The organism is Streptomyces sp. NPDC001222, assembly GCF_042896945.1.
Taxonomy (GTDB): domain Bacteria; phylum Actinomycetota; class Actinomycetes; order Streptomycetales; family Streptomycetaceae; genus Streptomyces; species Streptomyces gibsoniae.
In genome coordinates this window covers 23,007-42,779 of record NZ_JBIAXT010000024.1, presented here as the reverse complement: position 1 = coordinate 42,779, position 19,773 = coordinate 23,007, and the positions used below count along the sequence as shown (strand labels likewise).

15 protein-coding genes and 1 pseudogene are annotated in these 19,773 nt (G+C 70.4%); 8 read left to right on the top strand and 8 right to left on the bottom strand.

Annotated features, from left to right (window positions below):
- Positions 1-166: 166 nt before the first annotated feature.
- Positions 167-1,222, top strand: coding sequence for an LLM class F420-dependent oxidoreductase (locus tag ACFY2Z_RS27930; protein WP_390746848.1), 1,056 nt, complete (start codon positions 167-169; stop codon positions 1,220-1,222).
- 284 nt (positions 1,223-1,506) lie between these two features.
- Positions 1,507-1,650, top strand: a pseudogene (locus ACFY2Z_RS27925) (ferritin-like domain-containing protein); the annotation flags it as partial.
- Positions 1,651-1,723: 73 nt separating this feature from the next.
- Here the strand turns inward: ACFY2Z_RS27925 and corA are convergent.
- A complete protein-coding gene (gene corA, locus ACFY2Z_RS27920; RefSeq protein ID WP_390746847.1) occupies positions 1,724-2,722 on the bottom strand; it encodes a magnesium/cobalt transporter CorA in 999 nt (332 codons plus the stop codon).
- Positions 2,723-2,853: 131 nt separating this feature from the next.
- Here corA and ACFY2Z_RS27915 point away from each other — a divergent pair, with 131 nt between their 5' ends.
- The 4 genes from ACFY2Z_RS27915 (at position 2,854) to mshC (ending at position 6,394) form a co-directional block, all read left to right on the top strand.
- The gene (locus ACFY2Z_RS27915; RefSeq protein WP_390746846.1) at positions 2,854-3,540 is read left to right on the top strand and encodes a histidine phosphatase family protein; all 687 of its coding nucleotides are present in this window, start codon (positions 2,854-2,856) and stop codon (positions 3,538-3,540) included.
- A gap of 115 nt (positions 3,541-3,655) precedes the next feature.
- Positions 3,656-4,246 carry a DUF3090 domain-containing protein gene (locus ACFY2Z_RS27910; protein ID WP_355909000.1) on the top strand — a complete coding sequence of 197 codons (591 nt, stop codon included), beginning with the start codon at positions 3,656-3,658 and terminating at the stop codon, positions 4,244-4,246.
- Positions 4,210-5,028: an SCO1664 family protein gene (locus ACFY2Z_RS27905; RefSeq protein ID WP_390746845.1), complete on the top strand. Its 819-nt coding sequence runs from the start codon at positions 4,210-4,212 to the stop codon at positions 5,026-5,028. The genes ACFY2Z_RS27910 and ACFY2Z_RS27905 overlap by 37 nt, the downstream gene beginning before the upstream one ends.
- Positions 5,029-5,164: 136 nt before the next feature.
- Complete coding sequence (mshC, locus tag ACFY2Z_RS27900; RefSeq protein ID WP_390746844.1) at positions 5,165-6,394, top strand: cysteine--1-D-myo-inosityl 2-amino-2-deoxy-alpha-D-glucopyranoside ligase; 1,230 nt, start codon at positions 5,165-5,167, stop codon at positions 6,392-6,394.
- 129 nt (positions 6,395-6,523) lie between these two features.
- On the opposite strand, the gene ACFY2Z_RS27895 is transcribed toward mshC, so the two are convergent.
- The 7 genes from ACFY2Z_RS27895 to ACFY2Z_RS27865 all read right to left on the bottom strand — a co-directional run bounded on the left by ACFY2Z_RS27895 (position 6,524) and on the right by ACFY2Z_RS27865 (position 14,723).
- Positions 6,524-7,498, bottom strand: coding sequence for a PAC2 family protein (locus tag ACFY2Z_RS27895; protein ID WP_390746843.1), 975 nt, complete (start codon positions 7,496-7,498; stop codon positions 6,524-6,526).
- A gap of 176 nt (positions 7,499-7,674) precedes the next feature.
- On the bottom strand, positions 7,675-8,346 hold the full coding sequence (locus ACFY2Z_RS27890; RefSeq protein ID WP_390746842.1) for a FadR/GntR family transcriptional regulator: 672 nt from the start codon (positions 8,344-8,346) through the stop codon (positions 7,675-7,677).
- A 112-nt stretch (positions 8,347-8,458) separates the two neighbouring features.
- Entirely contained in the window at positions 8,459-9,256 is a 798-nt protein-coding gene (locus tag ACFY2Z_RS27885; RefSeq protein WP_390746841.1) for a nucleoside phosphorylase, read from the bottom strand.
- Positions 9,257-9,430: 174 nt separating this feature from the next.
- Positions 9,431-11,038, bottom strand: a complete 1,608-nt coding sequence (locus ACFY2Z_RS27880) for an FAD-dependent oxidoreductase (RefSeq protein ID WP_390746840.1) — start codon at positions 11,036-11,038, stop codon at positions 9,431-9,433.
- Positions 11,039-11,044: 6 nt separating this feature from the next.
- Positions 11,045-12,583 (bottom strand): glycerol kinase GlpK, encoded by a 1,539-nt coding sequence (glpK, locus tag ACFY2Z_RS27875; protein WP_390746839.1) that lies wholly within the window; start codon positions 12,581-12,583, stop codon positions 11,045-11,047.
- An 86-nt stretch (positions 12,584-12,669) separates the two neighbouring features.
- Positions 12,670-13,458 carry an MIP/aquaporin family protein gene (locus ACFY2Z_RS27870; RefSeq protein WP_390746838.1) on the bottom strand — a complete coding sequence of 263 codons (789 nt, stop codon included), beginning with the start codon at positions 13,456-13,458 and terminating at the stop codon, positions 12,670-12,672.
- Positions 13,459-13,958: 500 nt separating this feature from the next.
- Positions 13,959-14,723, bottom strand: coding sequence for an IclR family transcriptional regulator (locus tag ACFY2Z_RS27865; protein ID WP_390746837.1), 765 nt, complete (start codon positions 14,721-14,723; stop codon positions 13,959-13,961).
- 267 nt (positions 14,724-14,990) lie between these two features.
- Between ACFY2Z_RS27865 and metH the strand changes: the two genes are divergently transcribed.
- Positions 14,991-18,515 carry a methionine synthase gene (gene metH, locus ACFY2Z_RS27860; RefSeq protein ID WP_390746836.1) on the top strand — a complete coding sequence of 1,175 codons (3,525 nt, stop codon included), beginning with the start codon at positions 14,991-14,993 and terminating at the stop codon, positions 18,513-18,515.
- Between the two features lie 137 nt (positions 18,516-18,652).
- Positions 18,653-19,354: an HAD family hydrolase gene (locus ACFY2Z_RS27855; protein WP_390746835.1), complete on the top strand. Its 702-nt coding sequence runs from the start codon at positions 18,653-18,655 to the stop codon at positions 19,352-19,354.
- Positions 19,355-19,773 lie beyond the last annotated feature (419 nt).

Here is a 19,773-nt window from a genome sequence, read left to right as displayed (position 1 = left end):
ACCCGGCGCCGTACGGCCGCGCCGTGCGCCCGACGGCGCATCCCTGCCATAACTCCCGCGCCGACCGGGCACCCGCGCCACGTCCCGGGTGACTCTCCCTTCCCGGCCCGCCCCGCGCTAAGGTCTGCGCACAAGGGACGTTACTGATCGGTAAGGGGAATCGGCCATGCAGCTCGGGATCAACCTCGGCTACTGGGGCGCCGGAATGGACGCGGACAACCTCGCCGTGGCCCAGGAGGCCGACCGGCTCGGCTATGCGGTGTGCTGGGCCGCCGAGGCCTACGGCTCGGACGCGGCCACCGTGCTCACCTGGGTCGCCGCCCAGACCGAGCGCATCGACGTCGGCTCCGCGATCTTCCAGATCCCGGCCCGCCAGCCCGCGATGACCGCGATGACGGCCGCCACCCTCGACTCGCTCTCCGGCGGCCGCTTCCGCCTCGGTCTCGGTGTGTCCGGGCCGCAGGTCTCCGAGGGCTGGTACGGCGTCAAGTTCGACAAGCCGCTGGCCCGCACCCGGGAGTACGTGGAGATCGTACGCAAGGCGATGACGCGGGAGCGGCTGTCGTACGAGGGCGAGCACTGGACCCTCCCGCTGCCCGACGGCCCCGGCAAGCCGATCAAGCTGACCGTGCATCCGCAGCGCGAGCACATCCCGCTCTACATCGCCGCGATCGGCCCCAAGAACCTGGAGCAGACCGGTGAGATCGCCGACGGGGCCCTGCTGATCTTCCCCTCGGCCGAGCACATCGAGGAGACGGCGATCCGGTACCTGCGCACCGGGCGCGAGAAGGCCGGCAAGACCCTCGAAGGCTTCGACGTGTGCCCCACACTCCCGATCGCGGTCGGCGACGACAAGGACGTCCCCTCGCTCGCCGACACCTTCCGCCCCTACACCGCCCTTTATGTGGGCGGCATGGGCAGCCGCAAGCAGAACTTCTACAACCAGCTCGCCCGGCGCATGGGTTACGAGCAGGCGGCCGCCGAGATCCAGGACAAGTACCTGTCCGGCGACAAGCAGGGCGCCGCGGCCGCCGTACCGCACGAGCTGATCGACCGCACCACCCTGCTGGGATCCGTGGACCGCATCGCCGACCGGATGAAGGCCTACGCCGAGGCCGGTGTCACGACGCTCACACTGTCCCCCGCGGGCTTCACCCTGGACGAGCGGATCGCCTCGCTTCGGGCGGGATCCGACGCCCTGGAGCGGGCCGGGCTCGCGTAACCCGCACGAGCGGGCGACGGAGAGGGCTCCACGGCCGTGGTGGGGGCTCGGGGGCCTTCCCCGCCACGGCCGTCACGGTGAACAACGCTTGGGCGGGCCCGCGGTTACGCAGGGCCTGCACCCGTGCGTCCAGCGTTCGACGGAGTTCTCCGGCACCCGGGTCGCCGCTCGACCGGCCCCCACTTGACTCTTTCTTTGCGGACCCCTGCGGAGAGGCGTCAGTGATGCTTTCGGTCAAGAGCCTGTTTCCGGAGATCTTCGACAACGACGAGCCGTTCCGGCGCTGGCCGAAGGCCAGGTCGGCGCTGCTCACTTTGGGCATCCACGGGCTCCACTGCCATGAGCGCGCCGGCGGCTGGCGCCGCATGGCGTCCCTGAGGATGCCGGACCGCCGCGACCTCCTCGGCGGACCCGCGACCCCGGCCCCCAGTACGCCTGAGCCGCGAGCCGAGCGCTGGGAGCCGAGCGCCAAGAGCCGCGCGCGCCGGATGAGTCGCGCTGCTACAGCCAGCCCCGCCGCTTGAACAACCGGTACAGCAGCACCTCCAGAGCCGCCATCCCCAGGATCACCGCCGGGTACGACACCACCCAGTGCAGCTCCGGCATGTGCTGGAAGTTCATGCCGTAGATGCCCGCGATCATCGTCGGGACCGCGGCCATCGCCGCCCACGCGGAGATCTTCCGCATGTCGTCGTTCTGCCGGACGCTCATCTGCGCCAGATGCGCGGACAGCACATCGGACACCAGCCGGTCCAAGGCCTCCACGGACTCGTTCACCCGGGTCAGATGGTCGCTGACGTCCCGGAAGAAGGGGCGCGACTTCTCCTGCACGAACGGCACCACCGCGCCGGACACTCCCTGGCCCGCCAGCCGGGCCAGCGGCGGCGCCAGGGGGACCGTCGCCCGCCGGAACTCCAGGACCTGCCGTTTGAAGGTGTAGATCCGCGACGCCGTGTGCCGGGAGCCCCCGCTCGACGGCGAGAAGACCTCCGCCTCCAGCTCCTCCAGATCGGTCCCCAGTTCGGTCGCCACCTCCAGATAGTGGTCGACGACGGAGTCCGCGATGGAGTACAGCACACCCGTCGGCCCGTGCCGCAGCATCTCCGGCTGCTCCTCCAGGTGCCGCCGGACGGATCCGAGCGGCATGTCCTTGCCGTGGCGCACGGTGACCACGAAGGAGTCGCCGAGGAAGATCATCAGCTCGCCGGTGGTGACCGTGTCGCTGTGCGGCTCGTACGACACCGGTTTGAACACCATGAACAGCGAGTCCTCGTACACGTCCAGCTTGGGCCGCTGGTGCGCCTTCAGGGCGTCCTCGACGGCCAGCGGATGCAGCCCGAACTCCTTGGTCACCAGGTCGAACTCGCCTTCCGTCGGCTCGTAGAGGCCGATCCACAGGAAAGCGTCCGCCGAGGCGCGCGCCTCCTGAAGCGCGTCGGAGAGGTCCTCGGGTCGCTCGGTCCGGCGCCCGTCGCGGTAGATGGCGCAGTCGACGATCACGGAGCGCATTCTCCCGTCAGCCGGTCCCGCCCGCACTCCGGGGCCCATGCGCCCGGGCGCACGCGCCCCCGCGTCGCGCGGCCGCCGTTCCCCCGGCCCGGGTCCACAGGCGTGCCCGTACGCTGGACGGCATGCCCACGTTGATCCTCGTCCGGCACGGACGCTCCACCGCCAACACCGCGGGACTCCTCGCCGGCTGGACGCCCGGCGTCGCCCTCGACGAGCGCGGCGCCGCGCAGGCCGCGGCCCTGCCGGGCCGGCTCGCCGAGGTACCGATCGCCGAGGTCGTCACCAGCCCCCTGCAACGCTGCCAGGAGACCCTCCAGCCACTCCTCGACGCCCGTCCCGGGCTGCGCGCGCACACCGACGAGCGCATCGGTGAGTGCCACTACGGCGACTGGTCCGGCCGCAAGCTCGCCGAACTGAAGGACGAGCCGCTCATGGAGGTGGTGCAGGCCCATCCGTCGTCGGCCGCCTTCCCCGGCGGAGAGTCGATGCGGGCCATGCAGACCAGGGCCGCGGAGGCGGTACGGGAGTGGAACGCGCGCGTGGAGCGCGACCACGGCGCCGACGCCGTGTACCTCATGTGCTCTCACGGTGACATCATCAAATCGCTCGTCGCGGACGCACTCGGACTTCATCTCGACCTCTTCCAGCGGATCTCCGTGGAGCCGTGTTCCATCACCGCGATCCGTTACACCCGGCTGCGGCCATTTCTCGTTCGCCTCGGGGACACCGGGGATTTCGCCTCCCTCGTCCCGCGTGCGGAACCCGCCGGTCCGGACGCCACGGTCGGGGGCGGTGCGGGCGCACCGTGATCGTCGGCCGCAGTAGGGTGAAGCGGTCGCACCAGCGCAGCAGCAGTACTCGTCAGCAACCGGAACGGGCCGGCGCGGTCAGCCGGTCCCGATCCCGATCCAATGGAGACAGGACGTGTCCCGTCAGGTGTTCCTCTACGACCCCCCGGACCGCTTCGTGGCCGGCACGGTCGGGCTGCCCGGGCGCCGTACTTTCTTCCTGCAGGCCACGGCCGGACCCCGGGTGACCAGCGTGGCCCTGGAGAAGACCCAGGTCGCGGCGCTCGCCGAACGCATGGACGAGCTGCTCGACGAGGTTGTGCGGCGCAGCGGAGGCAGTGCCGCCGTCCCCGCCGTGGCCCCCACGGAGATCTCCGACACGGCTCCGCTGGACACCCCGATCGAGGAGGAGTTCCGCGTCGGCACCATGGCCCTGGCCTGGGACGGCGATGAGCAGCGCATGATCGTCGAGGCTCAGGCCCTCGTCGAACTGGACGCCGAATCCGAGGAGGACCTCGCCGAGGCCGAGGAACGGCTCCTCCAGGACGAGGAGAACGGTCCGCCGATGCTCCGGGTCCGGCTCACCGGCGCGCAGGCCAGGGCCTTCGCCAAACGCGCCCTCGACGTCGTCAACGCCGGGCGGCCGCCGTGCCCGCTGTGCAGCCTCCCGCTCGACCCGGAAGGACATGTATGTCCGCGCCAGAACGGATACCGCCGCGGAGCGTGACCACGGCCGAGCTGCTCGCCACGGGTGAGCTGACCGTGCGCGGACGCATCCGCGACGCGTCCAACGCGGCGCTGTACTGCACGGTCTCCCTGGACGGCCGGGAGGCCGCCTGCATCTACAAGCCCGTCGCCGGGGAACGCCCCCTGTGGGACTTCCCCGACGGCACCCTGGCGCAGCGCGAGGTCGCCGCCTACGAGGTGTCCGAGGCGACCGGCTGGGGGCTCGTGCCGCCCACCGTGCTGCGTGAGGGTCCCTACGGCGAGGGCATGTGCCAGCTGTGGGTCGAGCCCGTGCCCGACGGCGAGCTGCTCGCGCTGGTGGACGCGGAGGAGCCGGAGCCCGGCTGGAAGGCGATCGGGCTGGCGGACGTCGGCGAGGGCAGGACGGCGCTGCTGGTGCACGCCGACGACGACCGGCTGCGGCGCCTGGCCGTCCTCGACGCGGTCATCAACAACGCCGACCGCAAGGGCGGCCATCTGCTGCCCGGGGACGAAGGGCGCCTGTTCGGCATCGACCACGGTGTCACCTTCAACACAGAGAACAAGCTGCGCACCCTGCTGTGGGGGTGGGCGGGGGAGCCGCTGACCGGGGAGGCCGTCGAGGTGCTCAAGGGGCTGAAGGAGTCCCTGGAGGAGGGCGCCGCGCTGGCCGTACGACTGGCCGCACTGATCACCCCGGAGGAGGTCGAGGCCACTCGCGCCCGGGTGGAGGCCATGCTGGACTCGGGTAAGCATCCGGAGCCGACCGGGGAGTGGCCGGCGATTCCCTGGCCGCCGGTGTGAGGCGCCGCCGCCTCGGGTGAGGGCCGGGTGAGCCGAGGTGCTGCGCACATCGCCGGGATTTCCGCAAGGGTGCCTTCCCGGTCATCCGGCCCGGTCCGGTTCGTATACCGAACTTCGGGCCGGTTAGGCTCATGTCATGCATGCCTGGCCCGCTTCCGAGGTCCCCGCCCTGCCTGGTCAGGGCCGCGACCTGAGGATCCACGACACCGCGACCGGCGGTTCGGTCACCCTCGACCCCGGTCCTGTCGCCCGTATCTACGTCTGCGGCATCACCCCGTACGACGCGACCCACATGGGTCACGCGGCGACCTACAACGCGTTCGACCTCGTCCAGCGCGTATGGCTGGACACCAAGCGGCAGGTGCACTACGTCCAGAACGTCACCGACGTCGACGATCCCCTCCTGGAGCGGGCCGAGCGCGACGGCGTCGACTGGGTGGCGCTCGCCGAGCAGGAGACCGCCTTGTTCCGGGAGGACATGACCGCACTGCGGATGCTCCCCCCGCGGCACTACATAGGCGCGGTCGAGGCGATACCCGGCATCGTCCCGCTCGTCGAGCGGCTGCGCGATCTCGGCGCCGCCTACGACCTCGAAGGGGACATCTACTTCTCGGTCGAGTCCGACCCCCACTTCGGCACGGTGTCCCATCTGGACGCCGCCGCCATGCGCCTGCTGTCCGCGGAGCGCGGCGGCGACCCGGACCGTCCGGGCAAGAAGAACCCGCTCGACCCGATGCTCTGGATGGCCGCCCGCGACGGTGAGCCCAGCTGGGACGGCGGTTCGCTGGGCCGGGGCCGGCCCGGCTGGCACATCGAGTGCGTGGCCATCGCCCTGGACCACCTGGGCATGGGCTTCGACGTCCAGGGCGGCGGCTCCGACCTCGCCTTCCCGCACCACGAGATGGGCGCCTCGCACGCCCAGGTGCTGACCGGCGAGTTCCCGATGGCCAAGGCGTACGTCCACGCCGGCATGGTGGCGCTGAACGGCGAGAAGATGTCCAAGTCCAAGGGCAACCTGGTCTTCGTCTCCCGGCTCCGGCGGGACGGCGTCGATCCGGCGGCCATCCGGCTCGCGCTGCACTCCCACCACTACCGGTCCGACTGGGAGTGGACCGACCAGGTGCTCCAGGACGCCGTGGCACGGCTCGGCCGCTGGCGCGCCGCTGTGTCACGGCCCGACGGCCCGCCCGCCGAGGCGCTCGTCGAGGAGATCCGCGAGGCCCTCGCGAACGACCTGGACGCCCCGGCCGCGCTCGCCGCGGTCGACCGCTGGGCGGCCCTCCAGCAGGAGACCGGCGGCACGGACACGGGCGCACCCGGTGTGGTCTCGCGCGCCGTGGACGCACTGCTCGGCGTGGCTCTCTGACGCGGAGAACGGCGAGCGGCGCCGTGCGGATCCGATGACCCGCACGGCGCCGCTCGGCGTATGTGGCCGCAGACCGACGGTCCCGGACCGGCCTCGCACGACCGTCCGCCGGGACCGTCCGACGGCCCGTCAGTCCTCCGTGGAGTCCTCGTCCTCGCCGCCCGCCCGCGGTGGCTTCGGCGGTCGCGGACGGCCGCCGGGGCCCTCCCGCCGGTAGGAGCCGCCCTCGCCGCCGTCCGCCGTGGCGTGCCCGCCGGGCGGGTTGACGTCCCGTCGGCGCAGATACCGCTCGAACTCCCGGGCGATGGCCTCGCCCGACGCCTCCGGCAGCTCCGCGGTGTCCCGGGCCTCCTCCAGCGTCTGGACGTACTCGGCGACCTCGCTGTCCTCCGCCGCCAGCTGGTCCACGCCGAGCTGCCAGGCACGTGCGTCCTCCGGCAGCTCGCCCAGCGGGATGCGCAGGTCGAGCAGGTCCTCCAGACGGTTGATCAGGGCCAGTGTGGCCTTGGGGTTCGGCGGCTGCGAGACGTAGTGCGGGACCGCGGCCCACAGCGAGACAGCGGGTACGCCCGCGTGGGTGCAGGCCTCCTGCAGCACGCCCACGATGCCCGTGGGCCCCTCGTACTTGGTCTCCTCCAGATCCATCCGGCGGGCCAGGTCCGCGTCGGACGTGGTCCCGCTGATGGGTACCGGACGTGTGTGCGGGGTGTCCCCGAGCAGGGCGCCCAGGATGACGACCAGCTCCACGCCCAGCTCATGGGCGAAGCCCAGCAGCTCGTTGCAGAACGAGCGCCAGCGCATCGACGGTTCGATGCCGCGGACCAACACCAGGTCGCGTGGTTTCTCGCCGCCGACGCGGACCACCGAGAGACGGGTCGTGGGCCAGGTGATCTTGCGGACCCCGGCCTCCATGAACACGGTCGGGCGGTTCACCTGGAAGTCGTAGTAGTCCTCGGCGTCCAGCGCCGCGAAGACCTCACCTTTCCACTCCCTGTCGAGATGCGCGACCGCGGTGGAAGCGGCGTCGCCGGCATCGTTCCAGCCCTCGAACGCGGCCACCATGACCGGGTCGATCAGCTCGGGAACCCCCTCGAGCTCGATCACCCAGCGCCTCCTTCCGACGTGCCCTCGCGTACGTCCCAACCTTACGGCGTGCGGCGGGGACGCCCGCAGCCCCCTTGCACGGGGGAGTGAACGGATCACTGCCCCGTACGGAGCCCTCGAACACCATGATCGTGACCCTGGGCCGGCCCTGCGAGGTGATCCACTCCTCCGAGCGGTCAGAGCGTCGAGCGCAGCCACTGCTCCACGGACGCGATGTGCACGGTCGCCCAGGACCGGGCCGCCTCCGCGTCCCGGTCGCGCAGGGCACCGAGAATCGCCCGGTGCTCGTGCAGGGTCCGGCTGACCGCGTCCTCCTGGGTGAGGCCCCGCCAGATCCGGGCCCGGGTCGTGGGCCCGGACAGGCCGTCGAGCAGCGAGCACAGAACCGAGTTGCCGGAACCCTGCACGATGCCCCGGTGGAACTCCAGGTCGCTGGCGACCAGTTCCTCCACCGACGGATCGGCGCCCAGCTTGTCCAACTGGGCCGTGAGCGAGTCCAGTTGCTGCTCACCGATCCGGGAGGCCGCCATGGCCGTCGCGGCCGGCTCCAGGATGCGGCGCACCGCGAGGAACTCCAGCACGGTGTCGTCGCGGTGGAAGTCCACGACGAAGCTCAGCGCCTCCAGCAGCAGCTGGGGGTCGAGACTCGTCACATAGGTGCCGTCGCCCTGCCGCACGTCCAGGATGCGGATCAGCGACAGGGCCCGTACGGCCTCGCGCAGGGAGTTGCGGGAGAGCCCGAGTTCGGCGGCCAGCTCGCTCTCCTTGGGCAGGCGGTCGCCGGGGCGCAGCGCGCCGGAGACGATCATGCCCTTGATCTTCTCGATCGCCTCATCGGTGACCGCCATGACGCGCCTCCCTGTCGCCGAGACATCCGATGTATCAGCTCATTATGGGGCGCCAGTGGGCTGAACGGGGGAGGGAATCCCAAGGGCAGAGGGGGAGACCGCCCTCGCCCGCTCAGGCCGACGCCCCCGGACCCGCCGCCTCCGCCGCCGGATCCGCCTCCGCACGCGCCAGCAGCCGCAGCGCCTCCAGGGCGACCACCGCGCCGCGCTCCACACCCCGGGCCACCACCTCGCGGTGCGGGTCGTAGCCGCCGGTGGAGAAGGACGCCTTCTCGTCGACCAGTTCGTCGGCGTTGACCCCGTCCACCACGAGCACACCGCCCGCGACCAGCCCGCGCAGCGAGGCGGTCACCAGCAGCGCCGACAGCTCCATCTCGATCGCCGCGAGCCGCGCCCCGTCGTACGCGTTCAGCGGGATCAGCCCGGGCTGGAAGGCCGCCCGGGTCCACACGATCCCCCGATGGTGCGGCACACCCGCTTCCCGGGCCGCGCGCACCAGGGCGAGAACCGCCTCCGGCGCCGACACCGCCGGGTACTCGGGCGGCAGCAACTGCTGGGTGACGCCGTCGTCGCGGATCGCCGCCTCCGCGACGACCAGGTCCCCGTCACCGATCCCCGGCCTCATGGCGCCCGCCGTGCCCAGCCGCAGCATCGTCCGGACGCCCACGTCCGCCAGCTCCTGGAAGAGCAGGATCGCGCCCGGCGCGCCCACCCCGTGCGAGGCGACCGTCACCGGCAGGCCCTGCCAGCTCCCCCGGAACACCCGGTACTCGCGGTGGTACGACACCTCCTCGGCCCCGTCGAGCAGTGCGGAGACGGTGGCCGTGCGCGCCGGGTCGCCCACGACGACGGCGTACGGGGGCAGCCCGGTGCGCGGGATGCGGGTGACGGGCGACAGGTCCTGCGTCATCGGGCGGCTCCGGTGGGTCGGCGAGGCCGGACAGCGGCACGCGCGTCGAACGTGCGGCGCACACCGCACACCGCACACCGTACGCAGCACGCCCCCGCCGGTGATCAACGACGGGGGCGTCCACGTACACGAAGGGGCGGCTCCGTGCGGGGAGCCGCCCCTCGTCGTGGGGGCCTACTTCTTGTCGAGCAGGTCCTGCACCTTGCCGCGCACCTCGTCCGTGGCCAGGCCACGGATCGTCAGGGTGGTGCGGCGGCGCAGCACGTCGTCCGCCGTCTCGGCCCACTCGTGGTCGCGGGCGTAGACGACCTGCGCCCAGATCTCCGGCGCGTCCGGGTGGACGCGCTCGCCCAGCTCGGGGTTCTCGTTCGCGAGCCGCGCGATGTCGAAGGCCAGTGAACCGTAGTGGGTGGCCAGGTGCTTGGCGGTGTCGGGCGCCATGCGCGGGCCGGGCGCCGGGCCGTCGACGACCAGCCGGTGGGCGATCGCGCGCGGGTTGGCGATGCCCGGCAGCGGCAGCTTCCTCGGCAGCGTGGAGATCGGCTCGAAGTCGTCGCCGAGCGGGCGGCCCGGGAGGGCCTCCAGCTTCTTCATGACCGTACGGCCGATGTGGCGGAACGTCGTCCACTTGCCGCCCGCGACGGACAGCATGCCGCCCCGGCCCTCGGTGACGACGGTCTCCCGCTTGGCCTTGGCGGTGTCGCCGGGGCCGCCCGGCAGCACCCGCAGACCGGCGAAGGAGTACGTGATCAGGTCACGCCGCAGCTGCTGGTCGCGGACGGAGAAGGCCGCCTCGTCGAGGATCTGGTCGATGTCCTTGTCGTTCACCGAGACCTCGGCCGGGTCGCCCTCGAACTCCTCGTCCGTGGTGCCGAGCAGCAGCATGTCCTCCCAGGGGAGGGCGAAGGTGATGCGGTACTTGTCGATCGGGGTCGCGAGCGCCGCCTTCCAGGGGGAGGTGCGCTTGAGGACCAGGTGCGCACCCTTGGACAGACGTATGGAGGGGGCCGCGTTCGGGTCCTCCATACGGCGCAGGTGGTCCACCCACGGGCCGGTCGCGTTCAGCACCAGCCGCGCGTCGACACCGAACTCGTCGCCGGAGACCCGGTCCCTCAGCTCGGCACCGGTGACCCGGCCCCTGGTGAAGCGCAGGCCGGCGACCTCCGCGTGGTTCAGGACGACGGCGCCCGCCTCGACGGCCGCACGGACCGTCATCAGCGCCATGCGCGCGTCGTTCATCTGGTCGTCGCCGTACACGGCAACGGCCTTGAGGTTCTCGGTGCGCAGCTCCGGAACGTCCTGCTGCGCCTTGGCCGGCGACAGCAGGTGCCCCACGCCGTCACCGAACGCCGAGAGTGCGGAGTAGGCGAAGACGCCCGCTCCGAGCTTCGCCGCGCCGTGCGGCCCGCCCTTGTACACGGGGAGGTAGAACGTGAGCGGGTTCGCCAGGTGAGGGGCCACCTGACGGGACACCGCACGGCGCTCGAAGTGGTTCTCCGCCACCAGCTTCACCGCGCCGGTCTGCAGATAGCGCAGGCCGCCGTGGAGCAGCTTGGAGGAGGCGGAGGAGGTGGCGCCGGCGAAGTCGCCGGCGTCCACCAGGGCCACCCGCAGGCCCGACTGCGCGGCATGCCAGGCCGTGGAGATGCCCAGGATTCCGCCACCGATCACCAGGAGGTCGTAGGTCGCCTTGGACAACTGCTCCCGGGTCTCGGCGCGGCTCGGGGTGGAGCCGTACGCCGGGTGGGTCCCCAGAGCCGGGACACTCTGCAGGGTGGTCATCGCGAATTACTCCTCGTCTTCGATCCAGCCCATGGTCCGCTCGACGGCCTTGAGCCAGTTCTTGTACTCACGGTCGCGGGTCTCCGCGTCCATGTGGGGCGTCCACTCGGCGGCCCGGCGCCAGTTGGCGCGCAGGTCGTCGGTGCTGGTCCAGAAGCCGACGGCGAGGCCGGCGGCGTAGGCGGCACCGAGGCAGGTGGTCTCGGCGACCATCGGACGCACCACCGGTGCGTCCAGGACGTCCGAGAGCGTCTGCATCAGCAGGTTGTTGGAGGTCATGCCGCCGTCGACCTTGAGAGCCGCGAGCTCGACGCCGGAGTCCTTGGTCATGGCGTCGGTGATCTCGCGGGTCTGCCAGGCGGTGGCCTCGAGGACGGCGCGCGCGAGGTGCGCCTTGGTGACGTACCGGGTCAGTCCGGCGATCACACCGCGGGCGTCGGAGCGCCAGTAGGGGGCGAACAGACCGGAGAAGGCCGGCACGAAGTAGGCGCCGCCGTTGTCCTCGACCGAGAGCGCCAGCGTCTCGATCTCGGCGGCGGTCTTGATCAGGCCCATCTGGTCGCGCATCCACTGCACCAGGGAGCCGGTGACGGCGATCGAACCCTCCAGGGCGTAGACCGGCTTCTCGTCGCCGATCCGGTAGCCGACCGTGGTCAGCAGGCCCGAGTAGGAGTTGATGATCTTCTCACCGGTGTTCATCAGCATGAAGGTGCCGGTGCCGTAGGTGGACTTGGCCTCGCCCTCGGAGAAACAGGTCTGGCCGAACAGAGCGGCCTGCTGGTCGCCGAGCGCGGAGGCGACCGGGATGCCGCCGAGCACCTCGCCCAGCTTGCCGCCGGTGATCTCGCCGTAGACCTCCGCGGAGGAGCGGATCTCGGGCAGGATCTGCTTCGGGACGCCGATCGACTCGCAGATCTTGTCGTCCCACTGCAGGGTGTGCAGGTTCATCAGCAGGGTGCGGGAGGCGTTGGTCACGTCGGTGACGTGCTTGCCGCCGTCGACACCACCGGTCAGGTTCCAGATGACCCAGGTGTCCATGGTGCCGAAGAGGATGTCGCCCGCCTCGGCGCGCTCCTTGAGTCCGTCGACGTTGTCGAGCAGCCACCGGGCCTTGGGGCCGGCGAAGTAGGAGGCCAGCGGCAGGCCGGTCTCGCGGCGGAAGCGGTCCTGGCCGACGTTGCGGCCGAGCTCCTTGCAGAGTCCGTCGGTGCGGGTGTCCTGCCAGACGATGGCGTTGTGGACGGGCTCGCCGGTGTTCTTGTCCCACAGCACGGTGGTCTCGCGCTGGTTGGTGATACCGATGGCCTTGATGTCGTCACGGGTGATGCCGGCCTTCTCGATGGCTCCGGCGACGACTTCCTGGACGTTGGTCCAGATCTCGGTGGCGTTGTGCTCGACCCAGCCCGGCTTCGGGAAGATCTGCTCGTGCTCCTTCTGGTCGACGGAGACGATGCGGCCGTCCCGGTCGAAGACGATGCAGCGCGAAGAGGTGGTGCCCTGGTCGATGGCGGCGATGAACGGGCCGGCGGTGTGTGCGTCGGTCACGGTGTGCTCCTGGGATTCCATAGCTGGTGGGGCGGTCTATACGTGCGCGGTACTGAGAGCGAGACGTCCGGAGGGGCTCAGTTTTCTCAGGCGAAGGCGACGTTGTATATGCCTGCGGCGATCGCGCCGCCGATCAGTGGACCGACGACCGGGATCCAGGCGTAGCCCCAGTCGGAGCCGCCCTTGTTGGGCAGAGGGAGGAGTGCGTGCACGATGCGCGGACCGAGGTCACGGGCCGGGTTGATCGCGTAGCCGGTGGGGCCGCCCAGGGAGAGGCCGATCGAGACCACGACGAGCGCGGTGATCAGGGCGCCCAGGGTGCCGAGGCCGTTGCCCTTGTCGTTCAGGCCCTGGGTGAGGACCGCGAGCACCAGCACGATCGTGCCGATGATCTCCGTGGCGAGGTTCATCACCGCGTTCCGGATCTCGGGACCGGTGGAGAAGATGCCGAGCACGGGGCCGGCCTGGGTCTCCTGGGCCTCGACCGCCTTGGTGTCCTGCGCCCCCGGGCCGCCGACGATCTCTCTGTCGGTGAGGTGGGCGTGGAACTGGCCGTAGTAGACGACCCAGACCAGAGCGGCACCGATCATGGCGCCGAACAGCTGACCGGCCCAGTAGATCGGGACGTTGCTCCAGCCGCCGTCCTTGATGGCGAGCGCGAGCGTCACGGCCGGGTTCAGGTGGGCGCCGGACAGCGGCGCCGAGGTGTAGACCGCCGTCAGAACGGCGAAGCCCCACCCGAAGGTGATGGCGAGCCAGCCGGCGTTGCGGGCCTTGGAGGCCTTCAGCGTGACAGCGGCGCAGACGCCGCCACCGAGCAGGATGAGTATGGCGGTACCGATGGTCTCGCCGATGAAGATGTCGGAGCTGGACACCCGCGACTCCTTTGTCCTTCGTCCAGGGGAAGGCGAACCCCGGGTCCCTCCGGTGGTCCGCGCCCTCAGGTGAGAGCGATGTCGGCCCTTGGCGTTGTCACACTCTAACGCGTATTGCCGGTAAGTGTTCGACAATGCCGACCGATGGACGGGAGTCTCGCTTCCGGTTCGGCGAGGCGTCAAGAGTTCGGTAATCGAATGCTGGATCGTTATTGATCGTCGCGGCTTATCGATCTTGAAACGGGTGCGCACCGCGCGCGAACAGGCACGTTTCGTGTCCGCCCGGGGGAAGGGGCGGACGAGGAGGGGGTACGGCGCCGGCGCAAGGCCACGGGGGTGCGGAAAGCCGCGGGCGCGCGAAAGGCCGCAGGCGTAAGCGAGGCCGTGGCTGCGGGAAAGCCGCGGGGTGGCCGTCGCGAGCGCGATGCAGGGGCCGCGGGGCGCCGAAGGGGTCGATACGTCGTACGTGTACCGGCCCGGCACTCTGAAGTGCGCGAAGCTCAGAACCGCCCGGCGCCCAGGTCCCTGGACACCGCGCGGGCGCAGTCGCGGACCGCCGCGATCAGATCGGGGCGCAGCTCGCCGTCCCGGCACACGCGTTCCACCGCGCCGGTGATGCCCACCGCACCCACCGGCATCCGCCGCCGGTCGTGGATCGGTGCCGCCACCGAAGCCACCCCGGTCCAGGTCTCCTCGACGTCGGCCGCGTACCCCCGGGCCCGGGTCAGGTCGAGGAGCTGCTCGAAGTCGTCCAGCTCGCACACCGTGCGGTCGGTGAACGCCTTGCGGTCGTTCTCCAGCGCCTCGCTGTGCGCCACCGGGTCGTACGCCGACAGCACCTTGCCGAGGGCCGTGGAGTGCAGCGGCTGCATGGCCCCGATCTCCAGGACCTGCCGGCTGTCGTCGGGCCGGAAGACGTGGTGCACGATCAGCACGCCCTGTTGGTGCAGCACCCCGAGATAGACGCTCTCGCCGCTCGCCCGGGCCAGGTCGTCCGTCCACACCAGGGCGCGTGCCCGCAGCTCGTGCACATCGAGATAGGTGGTGCCGAGGCGCAGCAGTTCGGCCCCCAGCTGATAGCGGCCCGAGGCGGTGTCCTGCTCGACGAACCCCTCCTGCTGGAGCGTACGGAGTATGCCGTGGGCCGTGCCCTTGGCCAGGCCGAGCGACGAGGCGATGTCCGACAGGCCGAGCCGTCGCTCGCCCCCCGCGAGCAGCCGCAGCATCGCGGCCGCCCGTTCGAGCGACTGGATGTTCCGTGCCATCCCCGTCCTGCCTCCGTCCTTCGACCTGTCGCCGACCGTCGTATACCACCGTTCGGCAATGCCGAACACTACCGGTCGTTGCCGACCTCTCGCTAATGGGTGGTCGCCATCCGTTCCGCGAGAATCCCCGTGCGGGTCACATCAGGAACGCCCGTCCGCCCCGTGGACGCCCCTGACCGTAGAGCCCACCGGGGGCTACCCTGGCCGCGTGCGCCTTCCGTGGGAAGCGCAAAGCCGACAGCCGTCGCACTCCAGGGAGCATCTTCCATGGCCTCGTTGCCGAATCCGTCCCTTTCGTCCGCCTCCGTCGACAGCCGGGCCCGAATCGACGCCCTCCGGGAAGCCCTCGCCACCCGTGTCGTGGTGGCCGACGGCGCGATGGGCACGATGCTCCAGGCGCAGGATCCGACCCTGGAGGACTTCCAGGGCCTGGAGGGCTGCAACGAGATCCTCAACCTGACCCGTCCCGACATCGTTCGCTCGGTCCATGAGGCGTACTTCGCCGTGGGCGTCGACTGCGTAGAGACGAACACGTTCGGGGCCAACCACGCGGCCATGGCCGAGTACGAGATCGCCGATCGTGTGTACGAGCTGTCGGAGGCGGGTGCCCGGATCGCCCGTGGGGTCGCGGACGCGTTCGCCGCGGACGACGGCCGCCGGCGTTGGGTGCTGGGGTCCATCGGGCCCGGTACCAAGCTGCCCACCCTGGGCCATGTCGCCTACACCACGATCCGCGACGGCTTCCAGGCCAACGCGGAGGGGCTGCTGGCGGGCGGGACGGACGCGCTGATCGTCGAGACCACTCAGGACCTGTTGCAGACGAAGGCCTCGATCCTGGGCGCCCGGCGCGCGATGGAGGCGACGGGCATCGAGGTGCCGCTGCTGTGCTCGATGGCCTTCGAGACCACCGGCACCATGCTGCTCGGTTCCGAGATCGGCGCGGCGCTGACCGCGCTGGAACCTCTCGGTATCGACATGATCGGCCTGAACTGCTCGACCGGCCCCGCGGAGATGAGCGAGCACCTGCGTTATCTGACGCGCCACTCCCGCATTCCGCTGCTGTGCATGCCGAACGCCGGTCTGCCGGTGCTCACCAAGGACGGGGCGCATTTCCCGCTCGGTCCGCAGGGTCTGGCGGACGCGCAGGAGAACTTCGTCCGCGACTACGGGCTCTCCTTGATCGGCGGTTGCTGCGGTACCACTCCCGAGCATCTGCGTCAGGTCGTGGAGCGGGTCCGTGACCTCGCTCCGGTGGAGCGCAGTCCGCGGCCCGAGCCGGGCGCCGCGTCCCTGTACCAGAGTGTGCCGTTCCGCCAGGACACCTCCTATCTGGCGATCGGTGAGCGCACCAACGCCAACGGCTCGAAGAAGTTCCGCGAGGCCATGCTGGAGGGCCGCTGGGACGACTGTGTGGAGATGGCCCGGGAGCAGATCCGCGAGGGCGCCCACATGCTCGACCTGTGCGTGGACTACGTGGGCCGCGACGGCGTCGCCGACATGGAGGAGCTGGCCGGCCGGTTCGCCACCGCCTCCACCCTGCCGATCGTCCTGGACTCCACCGAGGTCGAGGTCATCCGCGCGGGCCTGGAGAAGCTCGGCGGGCGTGCCGTGATCAACTCGGTCAACTACGAGGACGGCGACGGACCGGATTCGCGGTTTGTGAAGGTGACGCGGCTCGCCCGCGAGCACGGCGCCGCGCTGATCGCGCTGACCATCGACGAGGAGGGCCAGGCCCGCACCCCGGAGAAGAAGGTCGAGATCGCCGAGCGGCTCATCGCCGATCTGACCGGGAACTGGGGCATCCACGAGTCGGACATCCTCATCGACACCCTGACCTTCACCATCTGCACCGGTCAGGAGGAGTCCCGCAAGGACGGTATCGCCACCATCGAGGCGATCCGGGAGCTGAAGAGGCTCCACCCGGATGTGCAGACCACCCTGGGTCTGTCGAACATCTCCTTCGGTCTGAACCCGGCCGCGCGGATCCTGCTCAACTCGGTGTTCCTCGACGAGTGCGTCAAGGCCGGGCTGGACTCCGCGATCGTGCACGCCTCGAAGATCCTGCCGATCGCGCGTTTCGACGAGGAGCAGGTCACGACGGCTCTCGACCTGATCTACGACCGCCGCGCCGAGGGCTATGACCCGCTGCAGAAGCTGATGGCGCTGTTCGAGGGTGCAACCGCCAAGTCGCTGAAGGCGGGCAAGGCCGAGGAACTGGCCGCGCTGCCGCTGGAGGAGCGCCTCAAGCGGCGCATCATCGACGGCGAGAAGAACGGTCTGGAGGCCGACCTCGGCGAGGCGCTGCTGACCCGGCCGGCTCTCGACATCGTCAACGAGACGCTTCTGGACGGCATGAAGGTGGTCGGTGAGCTGTTCGGCTCCGGCCAGATGCAGTTGCCGTTCGTGCTGCAGTCGGCGGAGGTCATGAAGTCCGCCGTCGCCTACCTCGAACCGCACATGGAGAAGACGGACGAGGCCGGCAAGGGCACCATCGTGCTCGCGACCGTGCGCGGCGACGTCCATGACATCGGCAAGAACCTCGTCGACATCATCCTGTCCAACAACGGCTACAACGTCGTCAACCTCGGTATCAAGCAGCCGGTCTCCGCGATCCTGGAAGCCGCCGAGGAACACCGGGCCGACGTCATCGGCATGTCCGGGCTCCTGGTCAAGTCCACGGTGATCATGAAGGAGAACCTGGAGGAGCTGAACCAGCGGGGCCTGGCCGCCACCTACCCGGTCATCCTCGGCGGTGCGGCGCTCACCCGCGCATATGTCGAACATGATCTGTACGAGCTGTACGAGGGCGAGGTCCGCTACGCCCGTGACGCTTTCGAGGGGCTGCGTCTGATGGACGCGCTCATCGGGGTCAAGCGGGGCGTGCCCGGGGCCAAGCTGCCCGAACTGCGCCAGCGCCGGGTGCGGGCCGCGACCGTCGAGATCGAGGAGCGGCCCGAGGAGGGCCACGTCCGCTCCGACGTCTCCACCGACAACCCCGTGCCCACCCCGCCGTTCTGGGGCACCCGCGTCGTCAAGGGCATCCCGCTCAAGGAGTACGCCTCCTGGCTGGACGAGGGCGCGCTGTTCAAGGGCCAGTGGGGCCTGAAGCAGGCCCGCACCGGTGAGGGGCCGACGTACGAGGAACTCGTCGAGACCGAGGGCCGGCCCCGGTTGCGCGGCCTGCTCGACCGGCTCCAGACGGAGAACCTCCTCGAGGCGGCCGTCGTCCACGGCTACTTCCCGTGCGTGTCCAAGGACGACGACCTGATCGTCCTCGACGAGGCGGGCAACGAGCGCACCCGGTTCACCTTCCCGCGCCAGCGCCGGGGCCGGCGGCTGTGCCTGGCCGACTTCTTCCGCCCGGAGGAGTCCGGCGAGAGGGACGTCGTGGGCTTCCAGGTCGTCACCGTCGGCTCCCGGATCGGCGAGGAGACCGCGCGCCTCTTCGAGGCGAACTCCTACCGGGACTACCTCGAACTGCACGGCCTGTCCGTGCAGTTGGCGGAGGCCCTCGCGGAGTACTGGCACGCGCGGGTGCGCGCCGAACTCGGCTTCGCCGGCGAGGACCCGGCCGACATCGAGGACATGTTCGCCCTGAAGTACCGCGGCGCCCGCTTCTCCCTCGGCTACGGCGCCTGCCCCGACCTGGAGGACCGCGCCAAGATCGCCCAGCTCCTGGAGCCGGAGCGGATCGGCGTCCACCTCTCCGAGGAGTTCCAGCTCCACCCGGAGCAGTCCACGGACGCGATCGTGATCCACCACCCCGAGGCCAAGTACTTCAACGCCCGATAGCGCTCTCGTGCGCGGCGGGCGCGCCAACCGGCGTCACCACGCACTTTCCCCGCGACCGTCGTACACTGGTCGGTCCACCGCAGGCCGGTTCCCCCTCCGGGAACCGGCCTGGTTGTCCCTTGAAGGAGGTACGCCGGATGACCACCACGGTCCCCGCGCTCGGAACCCGTACGGCCGAAGGCTCCGCCCTGCAGGCTGTTCTTCTCGACATGGACGGCACACTGGTGGACACCGAGGGATTCTGGTGGGACGTCGAGGTCGAGGTCTTCGCCTCGCTCGGCCACACCCTCGACGAGTCCTGGCGCCATGTCGTGGTGGGCGGCCCCATGGCGCGCAGCGCGGGCTTCCTGATCGAGGCCACCGGCGCCGACATCACCCTCGACGAACTCAGCGTGCTGCTCAACGACGGGTTCGAGGACCGCATCGACCGAAGACTGCCCCTGATGCCCGGCGCGGCCCGGCTGCTGGCCGAACTGGCGGCGCACGAGATCCCCACCGCCCTGGTCTCCGCCTCGCACCGGCGCATCATCGACCGGGTCCTGGCCTCGATCGGCCCGCAGTACTTCACGCTCACCGTCGCCGGGGACGAGGTGGAGCGCACCAAGCCGTTCCCGGACCCCTATCTGCTGGCGGCCTCGGGCCTCGGGGCGGACCCCGCCCGCTGCGCCGTCGTCGAGGACACCGCCACCGGTGTCGCGGCCGCCGAGGCAGCGGGCTGCCTGGTGGTCGCCGTGCCGTCGGTCGCTCCCATCGCCCCCGCCCCCCGTCGCACCGTGGTGACCTCTCTCGAAGAGGTAGACCTGCCATTTCTCCGTGGTTTGATGACGGAAATGCGCTGATCGTTCACCCAGCGTGCATCCCGAATGGACGCAATACCGCCGGGTGTCCAACGGAATGAATTAATACCCGGCTGCCCAGCCGAATTCGGGTACGGTCCGGCGGACCTTGACGTGTGACGTTCGCCACATGCAAGGGGGTCGACAGTGGGGGGCGAAGTGTGCCGATCCCCCCTGTTCGGACGCCTCCGGCGCGCCCTTGTGTCCCGATTGGTGGAACGCTGCACGAATCCTTCCCCGAGCGGTCTTTCGGTGCGTCCGCAACCGGTTTCACTGCGTGATGGGAACTCAACTCCGGTGGCGGTGAACCCTCGTGCGGGCGCGGACTAATCTCATCGCGAGAACATCGCCACAACCCCGTGATCCCTCGCGCCACCCATGCTTGACGGGTACACGGATCCAACAGCCCTGGAGAAACTCGA